Origin of the sequence: Sanguibacter inulinus (assembly GCF_013415325.1) — a bacterium.
Classification (GTDB): domain Bacteria; phylum Actinomycetota; class Actinomycetes; order Actinomycetales; family Cellulomonadaceae; genus Sanguibacter; species Sanguibacter inulinus.
In genome coordinates, this window is the sequence record NZ_JACBYE010000040.1 from 1 (window position 1) to 16492 (window position 16492).

Here is a 16492-nt window from a genome sequence, read left to right on the forward strand (position 1 = left end):
CCGCAGAGGCCCGCCCGCGCACCCCGCCCTTCGCGGGAGTCGCAGCCTTGGTCGCAGCCGCGCCCGACCCCGCGCCGGCTCCTCCGCGACGCAGACGGCCGAGCAGCCTGACCCCTCCGGCACCCGCGTCCCGCGGCACGATCTCCACCCGGAGCCGCGTGGCGAGCACCAGAACCACGAGCAGCACGCCGACGAGTACCGTCGGCACGAGGAGCAGCGCGAGGGCAGCGCTGCCCGTCGGCAGGTCGTAGCGCAAGAACACCCACTCGTAGACCAGCATGCCGGGGGTGGTCGTGCCCCGGTCTGCGAGGTCCGCGGTGAGCAGCAGCGGGACAGTCGTGACCATGAGGCTCAGGGTCGTCACGGCGAGCACCACCACGGCGGTCACCACGCCCGAGGCAGCCCAACCAGCACGCGAGACCGCGGACCGGCGCATCGCGGCGAGGTACAGGGTCGCGGAGAGCGCCCCGACGAGCCCGACGACCGAGAGCCCGGCGATGACGACGAGCTCGGCCTGCGAGCCGCCGACCTCCTGCGCACGGCGGAGCGTCTCAGCCGAGCCGCCACCGCGCTGCGAGCCCCACTGGCCGACGTAGTAGGCGACGGGACTGAAGCAGAAGAGCGGGACGGCGAGCAGCCCGCGGCTCACCAGCCGGGTCGTGCGCCCGGCCCGCGATGCCACAGACGCGACGAGCGGTCCGAGCACGAGAGCGGCGGCGAGCGGGACGATCGAGTAGGCGAGGGCCCGGCCGACCGACGCACGGAACTCGTCGTCGTCGAGGACGGCCGAGAAGTTGGCGCCACCGACAGAGCCGGCCACCTCGAAGAAGGCGACGGCGTCGCGGGTCGCGAGCTGCACGAGGCGCAGGGCGGGGAGCAGGTACTGGAGGACCGCGAGCGCGAAGAGCGCGACGACGACGAACCAGCCCGCGAGACGGGCGTTGCTCATCCGGCGCGGGCTGCGGTCGACATCAGCCGGCTTCTCGAGACCGGTGGGGTCGTCGGGACCGACGGGCGCACCGGAGGCGGACGACGCGTCGGAGGCGGAGGACGGCTGGGAGCCAGGGAGCTCGTCAGCGGTCGCACCACCCGAACCCGCCTGGACCGACGCCTGCGTCCGTGACCCCGCTGACGCGGAGACCGCTCCGTCCGTGTCGTCCGTCGGCTCTGGGACTGGGGCGGGGGTCGTCTGGTCCATCGGGCGACCGTAGCAGCGATCGTTGACACCCTCGTCCAGCCGCAGATACCGTGCGGATGTTCACGTAAACATCGCCCCGGTGCGCACTGTCGCGCCCCGGCCGGTCGAACCCCCAGTCCAGGACGGACCCCATGACGACGACGTCACGCCACACCCTGTTCCACCCACCCCACCTCCAGCACGACCCGCAGCACCGTCGCCTCCTCGGGCGTCCCCTCCTCGCTGCCGTCACGGCGGCTCTCGCCGCGACAGCCCTCGCGGCCGGCCTCGCAGTCCCCGCAGCGGCCGCTCCGTCGGGACTGCCCGTCCCGGCGTCTGCGGTGTCCGAGGCCCTCGCCTCGCTCCGCGCCGAGCCCGAGGCTCTCGGGTCCCAGGCGCTGGCTGACGTCGCAGCCGACGCCCCCACGGCACTCGCCCGACCCGTCGTCCTCGCCACCTACACCGGCGAGGCCCCCGCGCTCCCGGCGCAGGTCGAGGTCACCGCCCCGAGCGGCACCCGCCTGGCCGACGTCGTCTGGGACTCGGGCGAGTACGTCTTCGACCAGCACTACAGGTCGGTCATGGTCTCCGGCACCGTAGAGGGCACCCTCGCGGTCGAGGCCCAGGTCGACGTGGTGCCACGCGGCGTCGAGTACCTGGTCGACTCGGGAGGCACCCAGTCCACGCCGCCCTTCGACGCCGTCGCGACGCTCGCCGGGCCCACGGGCGACAACACCCTGCGCCACACCGTCGCCGACCAGCAGGCGTCGACGGGCTGGGGCTACGTCAACGACGGCGACGCCTACGTCGGTCTGCGGGCCTCGACCAACCCTCTCGACAAGGACGCCGGCGGCCTCTGGGCCCGTGGCAGCGGGACCTCGTCTCGCCCGATCGTCTACAAGGTCCCCCTCGAAGCAGGTGAGCACACGGTCACCGCAGGCTTCCGCGAGTGGTGGAGCGGACCTCGGACCATGTCGGTCACGCTCGTCTCCCCCTCGGGCGCCCGTTCGGTCGTGACCCCTGAGGTGACCGTGAGCAACGCGTCCGGGAAGACCACCGCGATGGTCTCCGCGACGGTGACTGTCGACCAGACCGGCACCTCCGAGCTCCGCGTCGAGCGCGCCGCCGGCAGCGAGGCCCCGACCCTCGGCTGGTTCGCCGTCGCAGCCGGTCGCGTGGACGTCGACACCGCACCCGTCGTGGTCGCCCCGCCGACCATCACCCCGGGAGACGGCGCCTACTCGACCGCGCAGACGGTCTCGGTCTCGACAGCGACCCCGGGCGCCTCCGTCTACGTGACGACCGACGGCTCCGAGCCGTCCCGCACCCACGGCACCCTCTACACCGAGCCCTTCGTCCTCGACTCCACGACGACGGTCAAGGCCCGGGCGATCCGCAACGGGACCGCGAGCGCCGTCTCGACAGCGCGCCTGAGCATCGAGCTCGTGCCCGAGGGCGGCTACGACGCCGTCCCCGTGGGCAAGACGTGGTTCGACACCGACGGCAACCCGATCCAGGCGCACGGTGGCGGCTTCCTCGAGAAGGACGGCTGGTACTACTGGGTCGGCGAGAACAAGGCCCACGACGGTGCCGTCCTGCTCGGCGTGAGCCTGTACAAGTCTCAGGACCTCAAGAACTGGACGTACGTCAAAGAGCTCGTCACCCAGGACACCGCGCCTGAGCTCGTGGACTCCAAGTGGGAGCGACCCAAGCTCGTCTACAACGAGAAGACCGACACCTTCGTGCTGTGGGGCCACTGGGAGCGCGCCGACGACTACTCGGCCTCGCACCTCGTGGTGGCCACGAGCCCGACGGTCGACGGGGACTACACCTTCGTCAAGCACTTCCGCCCGGGCGTCGGCGAGGTCACGACCGAGCACGAAGACCCCACCTACACGGGCGGCGACGACCTCTGGGGCTACGGCTCGCGCGACTTCACGGTCTTCAAGGACCCCGACAGCGACAAGGCGTACCTGCTGTCCTCCGAGGACCACACGAGCATGCGGCTCTACCCGCTGACCGACGACTACGCCGACGTCGACTGGGAGGCCTCGTTCCCGGTCTTCGAGGGGCAGGGCCGTGAGGCCCCGGCCGTCGTGAAGATCGGCGAGTACTACCTGGCCTTCACCTCGGGGCAGTCCGGCTGGTACCCGAACCAGACGCGCGTCGCGTGGACCAAGGACATCGCCGACCCCGACGGCTGGTCCGACCCTGTGCTCGTCGGCAACAACACGTCGTTCTACAGCCAGCCCACCAACATCATGACGATCGACCGCCAGGACGGCGGACGCAAGTACGTGTACATGGGCGACCGGTGGAACTCCAAGAAGCTCGGGACCTCCACCTACGTGTGGCTGCCCCTGAGCATCGACCCCGCAGACCCGTCCACGGTGTCCCTCGACTACAGACCCGCGTGGAGCCTCGACTCGGCGACGGGCGCGATCGACTACCCGGAGGACCCGCTCGTCTCGCAGGGCAAGCCGGTGACCGCCGACGCGGTCGACGAAGCGCACGCCGCCTCCGTCGCCAACGACGGCGAGTACACCAACACCGCGACGTGGGGTGACAGCTCCGCGTACTTCCAGCCCACAGGCGTCCCCTTCAGCTGGACCGTCGACCTCGAAGAGGTCCAGGACCTCAGCCGCGTGGACCTCAGCTTCCGCAGCTACAACGGCTCGGAGTCCTACCACGGGTACACGGTCTCGGGCAGCGTCGACGGCACGACGTGGACGCAGCTCGTCGGGCAGCTCGGCAACACCACGGTCGGCTTCACGAGCGACCCCCTCGTCGGGCAGTACCGCTACGTGCGGCTCGACGTCGCGCAGGTGGTCAACTCCCACAACGGCAACGCCGCAGCCTGGGCGGCGGGTCTCGTCGAGGTGCAGGTCTACGCCCACGAGGAGGTCGTAGTGCCCGGCACGGTGACGATCGACCTGCCGCAGCCAGCAGCGACAGGGTGGTTCACGACCACCCCGTCCCTCGTCGTGACGCGGGACGATGCCCAGCCTGTCGACCCGCAGCTCGCGCAGGCCGAGGCGGCCGGGACGATGGCGCTCGCCGCCGTGCCGGGGGCCGAGTACAGGCTCGACGACGGCGACTGGCTGCCGTACACGGGCCCCGTGCCTGTCGGCGACGGCAGGCACGTGGCACAGGCGCGGGCGACCGACGACGGTGTGCCCTCGACCGAGGTCACCGAGGTCACCCTCGACGTCGACACGACCGCACCGACCACCACGGCCTCCGTCGACGCCGCGCGGCTGCTCACGGTGACGGCTGCCGACGACACCTCGGGCGTCGCCCGGGTGGAGTACTCGCTCGACGGTGGCCCCTGGGCCACTGCCTCGGCACCGGTCCAGCTCGGCGACGCCGCGGTGCAGGTCCGGGCGCGGGCGGTCGACGTGGCCGGGCTCGTGAGCCTGGTCTCCGAGACGAGCGTGCCCGCGCTCGCCGTCGACCCCGAGCCGACGGTCGACCCGACCGACGACCCGACCACCTCTGCGGCGCCCGGGACCGGGCCCGGTGCGGGTGGTGGAGCCGTCGGCACCCCGGCAGGCAGCAGCACCGTCGGAGCGTCGGGCCTGGCAGCCACCGGCACGTCGGTCGCCGTCGTCGCCCTCGCCGCCCTGCTGCTCGCCGCAGGTGGTGCGCTCGTCGTGCGCAGGAACCGGAGGACGCACCAGGGATGACCTCGTGAGGTGGCACCGGCCGGGCCAGGCTCGACCCCTGGTCTGGCCCGACCGGTGCCCCTAGGCTGCGGAGCATGGTCATCGACCTCGAGAGCGTCTACCGCGACCTGCACACCCACCCCGAGCTCGGGTTCGCCGAGACCCGGACGGCCCAGGTCGCCGCAGGCCACCTGCGAGACCTGGGCCTGACCGTGACGACAGGGGTCGGCGGAACAGGCGTCGTCGGTGTCCTCGAGAACGGCGAGGGCCCGGTCGTCGCGCTGCGCGCCGACATGGACGGCCTGCCCGTCGAGGAGCGCACGGGTCTGGACTACGCGAGCACGGTCCGGGCTGTCGGCCCCGACGGCACCGACGTCCCGGTCATGCACGCCTGCGGGCACGACATGCACGTCACGTGCCTCCTGGGCGCTGTCGAAGACCTCGTCACCCGGCGCGGCACGTGGTCCGGCACGCTGGTCGCCGTGGTCCAACCCGCCGAGGAGCTCGTCGCCGGCGCGCAGGCGATGGTCGACGACGGTCTCGTCGAGAGGTTCCCGAAGCCCGACGTGGTCCTCGGGCAGCACGTCGCCCCGCTCCCCGCAGGGATCGTCGGGCTGCGGCCGGGGCCGACGATGGCCGGCTCGGACTCGGTCACCGTGACCTTCCACGGGCGCGGCGGGCACGGCTCTCGCCCGCAGACCACCGTCGACCCTCTGCTCACCGCCTGCCACGCCGTCGTCAGGCTGCAGAGCATCGTGTCCCGCGAGTCCGAGCCCGGCGAGATCGTCGTGGTCTCGGTCGGTGCGATCCACGCGGGCAGCGCCGACAACGTCGTGCCCGCCGAGGCGACCCTCAGCATCAACGTGCGGACCGTGAGCGACCAGAGCCGCACCCGGGTGCTCACCGCCGTGCGCCGCATCGTCGAGGCCGAGGCCGCCGCGGCCGGGATGACCACCCCGCCCACAGTCGTCGAGAGCAAGCACGCACCCGCGACGATCAACGACGAGGCGGCGACGGCCCGCGTCCGGGCGACCTTCGTGGAGACTTTCGGCGAGCACGCCGTGATCGACCCGGGCACGGTCACCGGGAGCGAGGACGTCGGCGCGATCGCCACCGCCGCCGGCGCCCCGCTGGTCTTCTGGTTCTTCGGAGGGGCCGACCCCGCGGCCTTCGCCGCCGCCGCTGCAGCCGGGACCCTCGACAGCGACATCCCGAGCAACCACTCGCCCTTCTTCGCCCCCGTGGTCCAGCCGACCCTCGACGTCGGGGTCGCCGCCCTCAGCGCCGCGGCACGGGAGTGGTTCGCGCGGTAGCAGTTCGGCGGTAGCAGTTCGGGTGGTAACGGTTCGGGCGGTAGCGGGGCCCGGTCTCACACGGCGTCGCCCAGCACCCGCCCCGCAGCAGTGCCCTGGGGCTGCTCCGTCAGGGCCCGCTCACGGCCTCGAGCTCCTCGACCGTCCCCGCCATGATGGTCCGCTGGTGCGTGGTCACCTGCTCCACGGGCCAGTCCCACCACGCGACGGCGAGCAGCCTGTCGACGGTCGCGTCGTCGAAGCGGCGTCTGATCAGCCGCGCGGGGTTCCCGCCGACCACGCCGTAGTCGGGCACGTCCTTGACGACGACGGACCCGGCCGCGACGACCGCGCCGTGGCCGATCCGGACCCCGGGCATGACCGTGACACCGTTGCCGAGCCACACGTCGTTCCCCACGACGGTGTCGCCGCGGCTCGGCAGGTCGACGAGCAGGTCGACGTTCTGCGCCCACGACCCGCCCATGCTCGGGAAGGGGAAAGTCGAGGGACCGTCGAGCCGGTGGTTGGCGCCGTTCATGAGAAACCGGACCCCGGTCGCCAGGGCGCAGTACCGGCCGATCACGAGGCGCTCGGGGCCGTAGTGGTAGAGCACGTTGCGGGTCTCGAAGGCTGTCGCGTCGTCGGGGTCGTCGTAGTAGGTGAAGTCGCCGACCTCGACAAGGGGCGAGGTGACCAGAGGCTTGAGCAGCACGACACGTGGCTGGCCCGGCATCGGGTGCAGGGTCGACGGGTCGGGCGGGGGCTGGACTGACGTCATGGGGTGATGTCCTCCGCTGTCGGGGCATGTCTGGGCACGGCGGGCTGAGACGGGGCGGCATCCAGGATCGCAGCGATCCTGCGGGACCTCCCGTGATTTTCTGCCCCTCAGGTCCACCCCGGTGCGCTCCGCCCGAGACGTCGGTCCGGCAGCAGGCGCGTCCGCCGGTCCTATCATCGGTCCATGACCTCCGGCGACAGCACTGCCGAGCCCACGGCCGGGCGGGCTCCCCGCCCCCGCTCGGGTCCGTCGATCGCCGACGTCGCCGCCCTCGCCGGGGTGTCGTCCCAGACGGTCTCTCGGGTGTCGACGGGCGCCGAGCGCGTCCGCCCGGAGACCCGCGAGCGGGTGCTCGCCGCGATGGCCGAGCTCGGCTACTCCCCCAACCACGCCGCCCGTGCGCTGCGGTACGCGCACTTCGAGACCATCGGCGTGATCGCGCACAGGCTCGCGCGGACCGGTGAGGCCCGCACCTTCGAGGCCGTCGTCGAGGCCGCCCGCCTCGAGGGCTACACCGTCACCCTCGTCGACGTGCAGAGCCCGTCCTCGGACGACCTCACCGCTGCGGCCGCGCGGTTGACGCACCAGGCGATCGACGGGCTCGTGATCATCCGCGCCGAGGAGCAGAGCCCCGAGACCCTCGCGCTGCCCGCGCGGATGCCCGTGGTCGTCTCCGACTCACGCTTCGTCACGCACCACCCGGCCGTCGCGACGGACCAGGCCGCCGGGACACGCGCCGCCGTCGAGCACCTGCTGAGCCTGGGTCACACGACGGTGCACCACCTGGCGGGCCCGGCCGACTCCTCGCCCGCCGGGCTGCGCGTCGACTCGTGGCGGGCGTGCCTCGTCGAGGCTGGACGGCCTGTGCCACAGATCGTCCGGGGCGACTGGTCGGCGACCTCGGGCTACGAGCAGGGCCTGAAGATCGCGCAGGACCCCGACGTGACGGCGGTCTTCTGCGCGAACGACGAGATGGCTGCGGGCCTCTACAGGGCGCTGCACGAGAGCGGGCGGAGCATCCCCGAGGACGTGTCGGTCGTCGGTTTTGACGACATCCCGCTCGCCGAGCACCTCTGGCCCCCGCTGACGACGGTCGCCCAGGACTTCCACGCGATCGGGCAAGAGCTGGTCGACCTGCTGCTGCGCCAGATCCGCGACGGTGACAGCCTCACCGACGTGCGGTCTCTGCTGCCTGTCGAGCTCGTCGTCCGGTCGAGCACAGCGCCGCCGGCCTCGCACTGAGCACGTCCTCCAGCGGGTGAGACCCGAACCGTCGCACCTTGACATGTTTACGTAAACATCGCAGGATCGTCGGCAGGTGCGCCAACGTCGGCGGACCCTCTTGTCCCATCCAACGGCGGAAGGTACACCGATGAACAGCACCCCCTCGCGGACGAGGAGGTCCACCGCGGTCGTCGCGGCCGCAGCACTCTGCGCGGCCGGTCTCGTCGCCACGGTCCCAGCAGCAGCACCAGCGCAGGCTGCGCCGACGCCTGTGGTCATCACCCCGAACCCGGCCGTCCCCGGCCCGGAGTTCCAGGGCTGGGGCACGAGCCTCGTCTGGTTCGCCAACGCGACCGGCGACTACCCCGAGGAGATCCGCGAAGAGCTGTACCAGCTCCTCTTCGGCGAGGAGGGGCTCGACCTCAACGTCGCCCGCTACAACATCGGTGGTGGCAACGCCTCCGACGTCCCCGACTACCTCCGCCAGGGCGCAGCCGTCGAGGGCTGGTGGAAGGACGACGCGGACGGCACGGCGGGTGTCCCCACCACCTACGCAGAGCGCGACGCCTACCTCAAGGCCTGGGACGCCGACGACGACGCCTCCTACGACTGGGAGTCCGACGCGACGCAGCGCTGGTGGGTCGAGAAGCTCGCCGAGACGCGGGACGACATGGTCTGGGAGGCCTTCAGCAACTCTCCGCCGTACTTCATGACGAAGAGCGGGTACGTCACCGGGTCGATGAACAAGACGGACGAGCAGCTGCTCCCGACCGACGACGCCCCGCAGAAGTTCGTCACCTACCTCACCAAGGTCACCGAGCACCTCGAGGACACCTACGGCATCGAGTTCTCGACAGTCGACCCCTTCAACGAGCCGTGCAACGGCTACTGGGGAACACCGGCCCTCGGGGCCGACGGCTGGCCCAAGACCGGCGGGACCGTCCAGGAGGGCGCGCAGATCTGCCCCGGGACCGGCGCGAACGACCAGCAGAACGTCATCAACCTGCTCTCCGCGACCCTCGCCGGATCGAGCACGGACGCGATGATCTCGGCCAACGACGAGACCAACCCCGGGCAGTTCGTCAACGCCTGGAACCAGTACGACGCGCAGACCCGCGCGGCCGTCGGCCAGCTCAACGTGCACACCTACGGCACCGGCAGCCGCCTGCAGGCCCGCGACATCGCCAAGACCAACGACAAGCCGTTGTGGATGAGCGAGGTCGGCGGCGACTTCGTCGGGACCGGCTTCAACACCACGACCATCACCGGCGGTCTCGGGATGGCTCAGCGCATCACCGACGACCTGCGTGAGCTCGAGCCGAACGCCTGGGTGTTCTGGCAGGAGGTCGAGGACTACTACAACATGGAGAAGGTCGAGAACCTCAACTGGGGCTCGATCTTCATCGACTTCGACTGCAACGAGCCCGGCACCGTGGGGTACTCCGAGCGTCGGCTCGCGGACGCCGGGTGGACGAGCGGCGAGCCGCTGCCCGACTCCGCGAAGTGCAAGATCGTCACGAACTCGAAGTTCAACACCGCGCGCAACTACACCCAGCACATCCGCCCGGGTGACCACGTGATCCCGACGAACAGCACCCAGTCGACGGCGGCCGTCACGGCCGACGGCTCAGGCGCCAACGTCGTGCACATCAACGACTCGACGGCCGCCCGCTCGGTGACCCTCGACCTGTCGAAGTTCGGCGAGATCGCCGCAGACGCGACGGTCACCCCCGTGGTGACGACCGAGGTCACCGACCCCGAGCACCCCGAGAAGAACGCGCTCGTCGAGGGCGCACCCGTCACGATCGCCCCCGGTGCCACCTCGGTGACCATCGAGATCCCGGCACGCTCCGTGACGACCTTCGTGGTCGACGGCGTCTCCGGTGTCTCCGAGGGCTCGCTCCCCGTCCAGGACGGCGAGACCTTCCAGCTCGTCGGTGTCGGCTCCGGCCGCGCGCTCACCGCCGGTGCGACAGGCGCGAGCATCACCGACCTCGCCACCACCACCTCGGCGGTCGGGTCACAGCTGTGGACCGCTCACGCGCTCCCGCAGGGCAGCGGCAGCCACGCGCTCCGCTACGTCCTCGAGGCGGCCGACGGACGGATCCTCGGTGCGACGTCCTCGGGTGTCGCCCTCAAGTCCCAGAGCGTCGCCGACGCCCTGACGGACCCGTCCTCGTGGTGGGCCCTCAGCACGACCGACGGCTCGACCTGGTCCTTCGCGAGCGGGTCTCGCTCGCTCGCCCTCGAGGTCGGGGGTCAGGCGACCGCGAACAACTCAGGGGTCAGCCTCTGGCAGTACGGCGGCGGAGCGCACCAGCGCTGGACCGTCCGCGACACCAGCATCGTCAGCGTGCCCGACGTCGCCGTGAGCACAGTCGCCGGCGTCGAGCCGACCCTGCCTGGCTCTGTCGTCCCCGTCTACTCCTACGGCAACGGCGTGGCCGCCCCGGTGACCTGGCAGCTGCCTGCAGCCAGCACCTGGGACACCCCCGGCAGCGTGACCGTCACGGGCACAGGCACCGACGTCTTCGGCAGCACCTTCGAGGTCCGCGCGATCGTGGACGTCGGCGGGTTCACCTCGACCGACCCCGTCTCCGTGACCACCTACGCCGGCGCGAGCCTGGCGTCGGTCCAGGCCAGCGCGCCCGCCACGGTCCCCGCGCAGGTCGGTGCCTCCGCGCAGCGCTTCGACACCCCTGTCGTCTGGGACTGGGCGGGTCTCGACGACGCGTCCTTCGCGGACCAGGGTGTCGTCTCGGTGCCCGGCACGGCCGAGTCCAACGACCCGGCAGGTGACCCCGTGCCGGCCACGCTGTCGGTGATCCTCACAGCCCCGACGCTGACCAACGTGACACCGCAGGTGTCGAGCGCAGTCGCCTCGAGCTTCGAGAGCGGCTACCCGATCGACCGCACCTACAACCTCGCCACGGGCGACAAGGGCTGGTCCAACTGGGTCGGCTCGAACAAGCCGACCACGAGCACCCTGCAGTACAGCTTCGCGGCCCCGCAGGACGTCGAGACCGTCTCGACGTACTTCTTCAAGGACGGCGGCTCGACCACCTGGGCCCAGACCATGACCGTCGACTACCTCAACACCGACGGCACGTGGTCCCGCGTCCCCGAGCCGGCCCTGACGGTCGAGGCGCCCGCCGACGGCACAGCCCCGAAGGTCGACGTCGATCTCGGCGGCGTCCGGACCACGAGCGTCCGGCTCACGCTCAACGCCTTCGCGAACACCCACATGATCGTCTCCGAGGTCGAGATCTACGCGACCACGGCCTCGGTCTCCACGGTCGCCGACCTCGGCGCGCTGCGCGTCGACGGCTCGGCTGTCGACGGGTTCTCCCCCGACGTCGAGGCGTACACGGTCACGACCGCGGGCGCCCGCTACCCGCAGGTCTCTGCGGTGCCTGTCGACTCGGCCGCCACGGTCACGGTCGACCAGCCGACCGAGGCGACCGACGGGCTGGCCACCGTCACCGTCACGGCGCCTGACGGCACCACCACCCGCAGCTACACCGTGGACGTCGACCGCCAGGTCAGCGTCTCGGCTGTCGCCGTCGCCGGTGACCCGACCGTCGGTGCGACGGTGACCGCGACGAGCGTCACCGACCCTGCCGACGCGACGGTCTCCTACAGGTGGCTCGTCGACGGCACGGAGGTGACCCCGGGCACAGACGGGGCCACGCTCTCGCTGGCCGACGTGGCTGTCGGAGCCTCGGTGACAGTCGCCGCGACGGCAGAGCGGGACGGCTTCGCGGTCTCCGACGAGGTGCTCAGCGCACCCGTCGTCGTCCGTGCCGTCGTCCCGGACCCCGAGCCGGAGCCGGAACCGACAGGACCGGAGCCCACCCCGGGACCGACCGACCCGGAGCCCAGCCCCACGGGCCCCGCACCGACGGAGCCCGCGCCCACCAGCCCGACCCTCCCGGGCGCTGACGTGCCGTTCTCCGTGACGCTCTCCTCGGCGAGCGTCCGGGCTGGCGGCACCGTGACCGTCGACGTCGCGGGAGCCACCCGCGACGGCTCGGTCGAGGTGTGGCTGCACTCGACGCCTGTGCGGCTCGCAGTCGTCCAGGCTGACGCGTCGGGCGCTACCAGCCGGAGCGTCACCATCCCGGCGGCGACCGAGACCGGGACGCACCGCATCCAGGTGGTCGACACCACGACGGGTGCCTCCGTCTGGTCGGGCGAGCTCACCGTCACCCCGGCAGCAACCGGGTCCGGGCTCGCCTCGACGGGTGCCGAGGTGACGTCGCTCGCCGTCGTCGCACTCCTGCTCCTCGGTGCCGGCACGCTCGCCGTGCGTCGCCGTCGCCTCGCGCAGGACTGACCGAGACCTTCGCGGACGACGAGACTCACCAGCACTACCAGCTCCACCAGCACGGCACAGGCCGGGCCCCCGCTCCTCGCGGGTGGCCCGGCCTGTGCCGTGCTGCCTCGGGTCACGCTGCAGGTCCGCCCGCTGCCGGGCGGCCTGCCGTGACCTCAGTGCTTCGTGTGCTTCTTCGCTGCGTCGACCGCCTCGGCGACCTTGTCCTTGAGGACGGCGCTCTGGTCCTTCGCGACCTCGGCGGCCTTCTCCTGGACGCTCGAGACCGCGGACTGGACCGAGTCAGAGGCCCAGACGTCGCGGGCGTGGGTCTTGATCGACTCGAAACGACGACGGCCGGCCCGGGCTCCCAGGACGTACCCTGCGGCGAGCCCGACGACGAACACCAACTTGGACTTCATGAGCTTCTCCTTGCCCTGCTGCGATCTACGGTCGGGTGACCCCGGTGGCCTGGCACTGCTACGCCGCGACCTGGCGGGGACTCGAGCGTACGTCCGGGCCGATGACCACGCAGGACGAAGCAGCACCGTGGCACCGGGCCCGAGCACCAGCCGTCGACATCATGACGGCCAGAGCACCGCCCGGGCCTCGTCGACAGGACACCCGTGTCTCACCGGGCACCTCTGGGCGGCGACGGGCGGGCCTGCAGCGCATGATGGTCCCCGGCGCGCCGAGCACGGCCGCCGTGGAGCCGGACCCGGAGGTGCTCGTGCGCTCAGCGGCAGTCGGCGCGTCCCTCCTCGGGGTCGGCGTCCTTGCGGTGCTGACAGGTGTGCTCTCCCTCGACGAGGTCGGCGGGGTGGCCGACCGTGTCTGGCCCGTCCTGCTGTTCGTCGTGATGATCACGGTGGTCACCGAGCTCGCCTCCGAGGCGGGGCTGTTCACGGTCGTCGCCTCGCGCCTGACACGGTGGGGTCTCGACAGGGCATGGGTGCTGTGGCTCCTGGTCGTCGCCCTCGCGACCACGAGCACGGTGTTCCTCTCCCTCGACACGACAGCCGTGCTTCTCACACCGGTCGTCGTGCTGCTCTCCCGGCAGGTCGGTCTCCCGCCGCTGCCCTTCGCCCTCACCACGGTGTGGCTCGCGAACACCGGGTCGCTCCTGCTGCCCGTCTCGAACCTCACGAACCTGCTGGCCGAGGGCAGGCTGGACCTCGGCAGCCCTGTCGACTTCGCCAGGCTCATGCTCGGCCCCGCCGTCGCGGCGGTCGTGGTCCCGAGCCTCGTGCTGTTCTTCGTGTTCCGCCGCGACCTGCTGCGCAGGTACCAGCCGCGTGAGGTGGCCCACCCTGACGACCCCGTGCTGCTCGCCGCGAGCGCGACGGTGGTCGTGCTCCTGCTGCCGGCCCTCGTCTCGGGCGTCGAGGTCTGGATCCCGGCGACAGTCGCCGCCGTCGTCCTCGCAGGGCTCTTCGCGGTGCGACGTCGCTCGGTCCTGCGGTTCCGGCTCGTGCCGTGGGAGCTGGTGCTGCTGGCCTCCGGGCTGTTCCTGGTCATCGAGGCCGGGCACGCCCTCGGGCTGACGGGGCTGCTCGCCTCGGTCGCCGGCACGGGCGAGTCGACCGTGGCGCTGCTCCAGCTCTCCGGGGTGGGGACGCTCGGCGCGAACCTCGTCAACAACCTGCCGGCCTACCTCGCGCTCGAGCCTGTCGCGGAGAGCCCGCTCCGGCTCGCAGCCCTGCTGATCGGTGTGAACGCCGGGGCGCTGCTCACCCCCTGGGCGTCGCTCGCGACCCTGCTGTGGCACGCGCGGCTCGAGGCGCTCGACGTCTCGATCTCGTGGACCCGGTACGCGCTGCTCGGGCTGCTCGTCGTCCCGCCGACAGTCGTCACGGCGGTCCTGCTGCTCTCCGCAGGCTGAGCCCGAGGACTTCCCTGGGCGGGATCCTGCAGTGGCTCGAGGAGCCCGGGAGGGGGTCGAGGTATCAGCGTCGCTGTCTCCTCGTCCCCCTGCCGGACCGGCCGGTCGCACCCCGCACCCCCCGGTGGCAGGGTGCACCGCGCCTCGGCGAGGCGCCTGACTGGCGGGACCCTCCAGCCCCGCCGGGCACCTCGCTTCGGCACACTTTATGCACGCCAAGGAGCCCAGAACGGACACCTGCGTAGACGAGACCCGAGATCGGGTGGCGTCAGCCGCGTGTTGCGGGGCCAAGGTGCCGTCCCTGCGTGACGCTCGGCCAGAATCACGTAGGGCATCGTGCAGATCCACGCTGGGAATGAATGGTGCCCTGAGAACGCTGACCCTCGTGGCCCAGCCATCGACAGGAGAATCTCGTGGGACTCATCAGCTGGCTCTTCGACGCCCAGCTCGTCATCGGCGACCAGACGGTCCTGTGGCGCGAGATCATCGGCAACCTCTTCGGTCTCGTCTGCGCGCTGGGCGGCATGCGACGCAAGGTGTGGGCCTGGCCTGTCGGCATCGTCGGGAACCTGCTGCTGCTCACGGTGTTCCTCGGGTCGGTCTTCGACACCCCGTCGGCCGTGACCCTCCTCGGGCAGGCCGGCCGGCAGGTGATGTTCATCGTGGTCTCGGTCTACGGCTGGGTGCGCTGGCGCCAGAGCCGCGAGTCGAACGGCGTCGGCGTGGTCCCCGAGTGGGCGACCCCGCGACAGCGTGCACTCCTCGTGGTCGCGCTGGTCGGCGGGACCCTGGTCCTCACTCCAGTGTTCCGGGCCCTCGGGTCCTACGAGCCCGTCTGGGCCGACGCCTGGATCTTCACGGGATCACTGCTGGCCACCTACGGCATGGCACGTGGGTGGGTGGAGTTCTGGCTCATCTGGGTGGCGGTCGACCTCGTAGGGGTCCCGTTGCTGGTGAGTGCTGGGTTCTACGCCTCCGCCTTCATGTACGTGTTCTACGGCGCGTTCACCCTCGCCGGCTTCTTCCTGTGGGCCCGCATGCGGCGACGCGACGACGCCCAGACCCGGCTGCTGGAGCCCCCGGCCGTCGGCGTGGTGTCGTCGTCCCGCTGACCGGGCCAGCCCTCGGGCACAGGCCCCGGCACCCACCGGTCCGTCGCTCGTCCCGCACCCGCCTCGCCCCGGTCCAGGGCTCTCGAGATGCGGAGGCGCCTGAGCACTGGCAGGCTCGGTGCCGCCCGAAGTTCGGGCCCAGCTTCTCTTGGAGGACTCATGCCTAGTTGGCTCATCATCCTGCTCGTCGGCGTCGTTCTTCTCGTCCTCGGCTTTGCCGGGGTCGCCAAGTTCCTCATCTACGTCGGCATCGCCGTGCTGCTCGTCAGCCTCATCCTCGGATTCCTCGGCGGACGGTCGTCGAAGAGATGACGTGAGTCCTGACGGCTCACTCCTGTCAGGACCCCCGCTGCACGGCTCGACCGAGCAGCACCCGAGAGGCCCCGCACCGTTGGTGCGGGGCCTCTCGGCGCGCCAGGGGGCATCGGGTGAATCAGAGGGTGATCTTTACGATCTTCCGCCCACAACCGGACATCCCGCCCTAGCCTGTGGTCATCGTCACGCTTCGAGACGTGACACAGGAAGGGGTTGGAGCGATGAACACAGTGAAGGCACACGTCGCTGGGCGGCACACGTCGTGGCGGCTTGTCGCCATGGTCGCGGTCGTCACTCTGCTGGGGTTCGCCCCGGTGACGGCGAGCGCATCAGACGGGGTCGGTGAGAGCGACGGGTCGGAGTCGGTCGTGCAGCTGTTCAGCGAGGCGCAGTGCACGAGCGGGGCCTTCTGCGTCTGGAGCGAGCCCAGCTTCGCAGGGATCTACCGTGGGGTGGCGTCGACCGCACCCCTGTCGACGGGCTTCGTGAACAGCAAGTCGCTGTGGAACCGGTCGAGCAGGGCGGCTCGGGTGTACTCGGGGACCGGAGGGACCGGGTCGTGGGTCTGCTACACACCCAGCATGAAGATCGCGAGCCTCTCGGTACCGGCCAGGTCGGTCGCGCTGCTCGCCAGCAGCAGCTGCTGAGCACCAGTCGCGCCTGACGGCGGAGAGGTCGGGCACCGGAGGAGTCCTAGCAGGTCCAGCAACCAGAGGTACGACAGGCGAGCGA

Annotated in this window: 11 protein-coding genes; 8 read left to right on the forward strand and 3 right to left on the reverse strand. The window is 71.3% G+C overall.

Annotation, left to right across the window (positions count from 1 at the left end):
* On the reverse strand, positions 1–1198 hold a 1198-nt coding region (locus tag HZZ10_RS14165; protein ID WP_179913990.1), incomplete at its 3' end, for a sugar ABC transporter permease.
* Between the two features lie 131 nt (positions 1199–1329).
* Between HZZ10_RS14165 and HZZ10_RS14170 the strand changes: the two genes are divergently transcribed.
* A complete protein-coding gene (locus HZZ10_RS14170; protein ID WP_179913991.1) occupies positions 1330–4863 on the forward strand; it encodes an OmpL47-type beta-barrel domain-containing protein in 3534 nt (1177 codons plus the stop codon).
* A gap of 74 nt (positions 4864–4937) precedes the next feature.
* Positions 4938–6155, forward strand: a complete 1218-nt coding sequence (locus tag HZZ10_RS14175; protein ID WP_179913992.1) for an amidohydrolase — start codon at positions 4938–4940, stop codon at positions 6153–6155.
* A gap of 109 nt (positions 6156–6264) precedes the next feature.
* Here HZZ10_RS14175 and HZZ10_RS14180 read toward each other — a convergent pair whose 3' ends face one another.
* A complete protein-coding gene (locus HZZ10_RS14180) occupies positions 6265–6912 on the reverse strand; it encodes a CatB-related O-acetyltransferase (RefSeq protein ID WP_179913993.1) in 648 nt (215 codons plus the stop codon).
* 183 nt (positions 6913–7095) lie between these two features.
* Between HZZ10_RS14180 and HZZ10_RS14185 the strand changes: the two genes are divergently transcribed.
* Together HZZ10_RS14185 and HZZ10_RS14190 are read left to right on the forward strand one after the other, a co-directional pair.
* On the forward strand, positions 7096–8154 hold the full coding sequence (locus HZZ10_RS14185) for a LacI family DNA-binding transcriptional regulator (RefSeq protein ID WP_179913994.1): 1059 nt from the start codon (positions 7096–7098) through the stop codon (positions 8152–8154).
* Positions 8155–8284: 130 nt separating this feature from the next.
* Positions 8285–12472, forward strand: a complete 4188-nt coding sequence (locus HZZ10_RS14190) for a glycoside hydrolase (protein ID WP_179913995.1) — start codon at positions 8285–8287, stop codon at positions 12470–12472.
* Positions 12473–12627: 155 nt separating this feature from the next.
* On the opposite strand, the gene HZZ10_RS14195 is transcribed toward HZZ10_RS14190, so the two are convergent.
* Positions 12628–12873, reverse strand: a complete 246-nt coding sequence (locus tag HZZ10_RS14195) for a hypothetical protein (RefSeq protein WP_056135667.1) — start codon at positions 12871–12873, stop codon at positions 12628–12630.
* 308 nt (positions 12874–13181) lie between these two features.
* Between HZZ10_RS14195 and HZZ10_RS14200 the strand changes: the two genes are divergently transcribed.
* From HZZ10_RS14200 to HZZ10_RS14215, 4 genes are all read left to right on the forward strand, one after another.
* A complete protein-coding gene (locus tag HZZ10_RS14200; RefSeq protein ID WP_179914012.1) occupies positions 13182–14333 on the forward strand; it encodes an SLC13 family permease in 1152 nt (383 codons plus the stop codon).
* A gap of 413 nt (positions 14334–14746) precedes the next feature.
* The gene (gene pnuC / locus HZZ10_RS14205; protein WP_056135664.1) at positions 14747–15445 is read left to right on the forward strand and encodes a nicotinamide riboside transporter PnuC; all 699 of its coding nucleotides are present in this window, start codon (positions 14747–14749) and stop codon (positions 15443–15445) included.
* Positions 15446–15604: 159 nt separating this feature from the next.
* Positions 15605–15757 (forward strand): hypothetical protein, encoded by a 153-nt coding sequence (locus HZZ10_RS14210; protein WP_179913996.1) that lies wholly within the window; start codon positions 15605–15607, stop codon positions 15755–15757.
* A 224-nt stretch (positions 15758–15981) separates the two neighbouring features.
* On the forward strand, positions 15982–16407 hold the full coding sequence (locus HZZ10_RS14215; protein WP_179913997.1) for a peptidase inhibitor family I36 protein: 426 nt from the start codon (positions 15982–15984) through the stop codon (positions 16405–16407).
* Positions 16408–16492 lie beyond the last annotated feature (85 nt).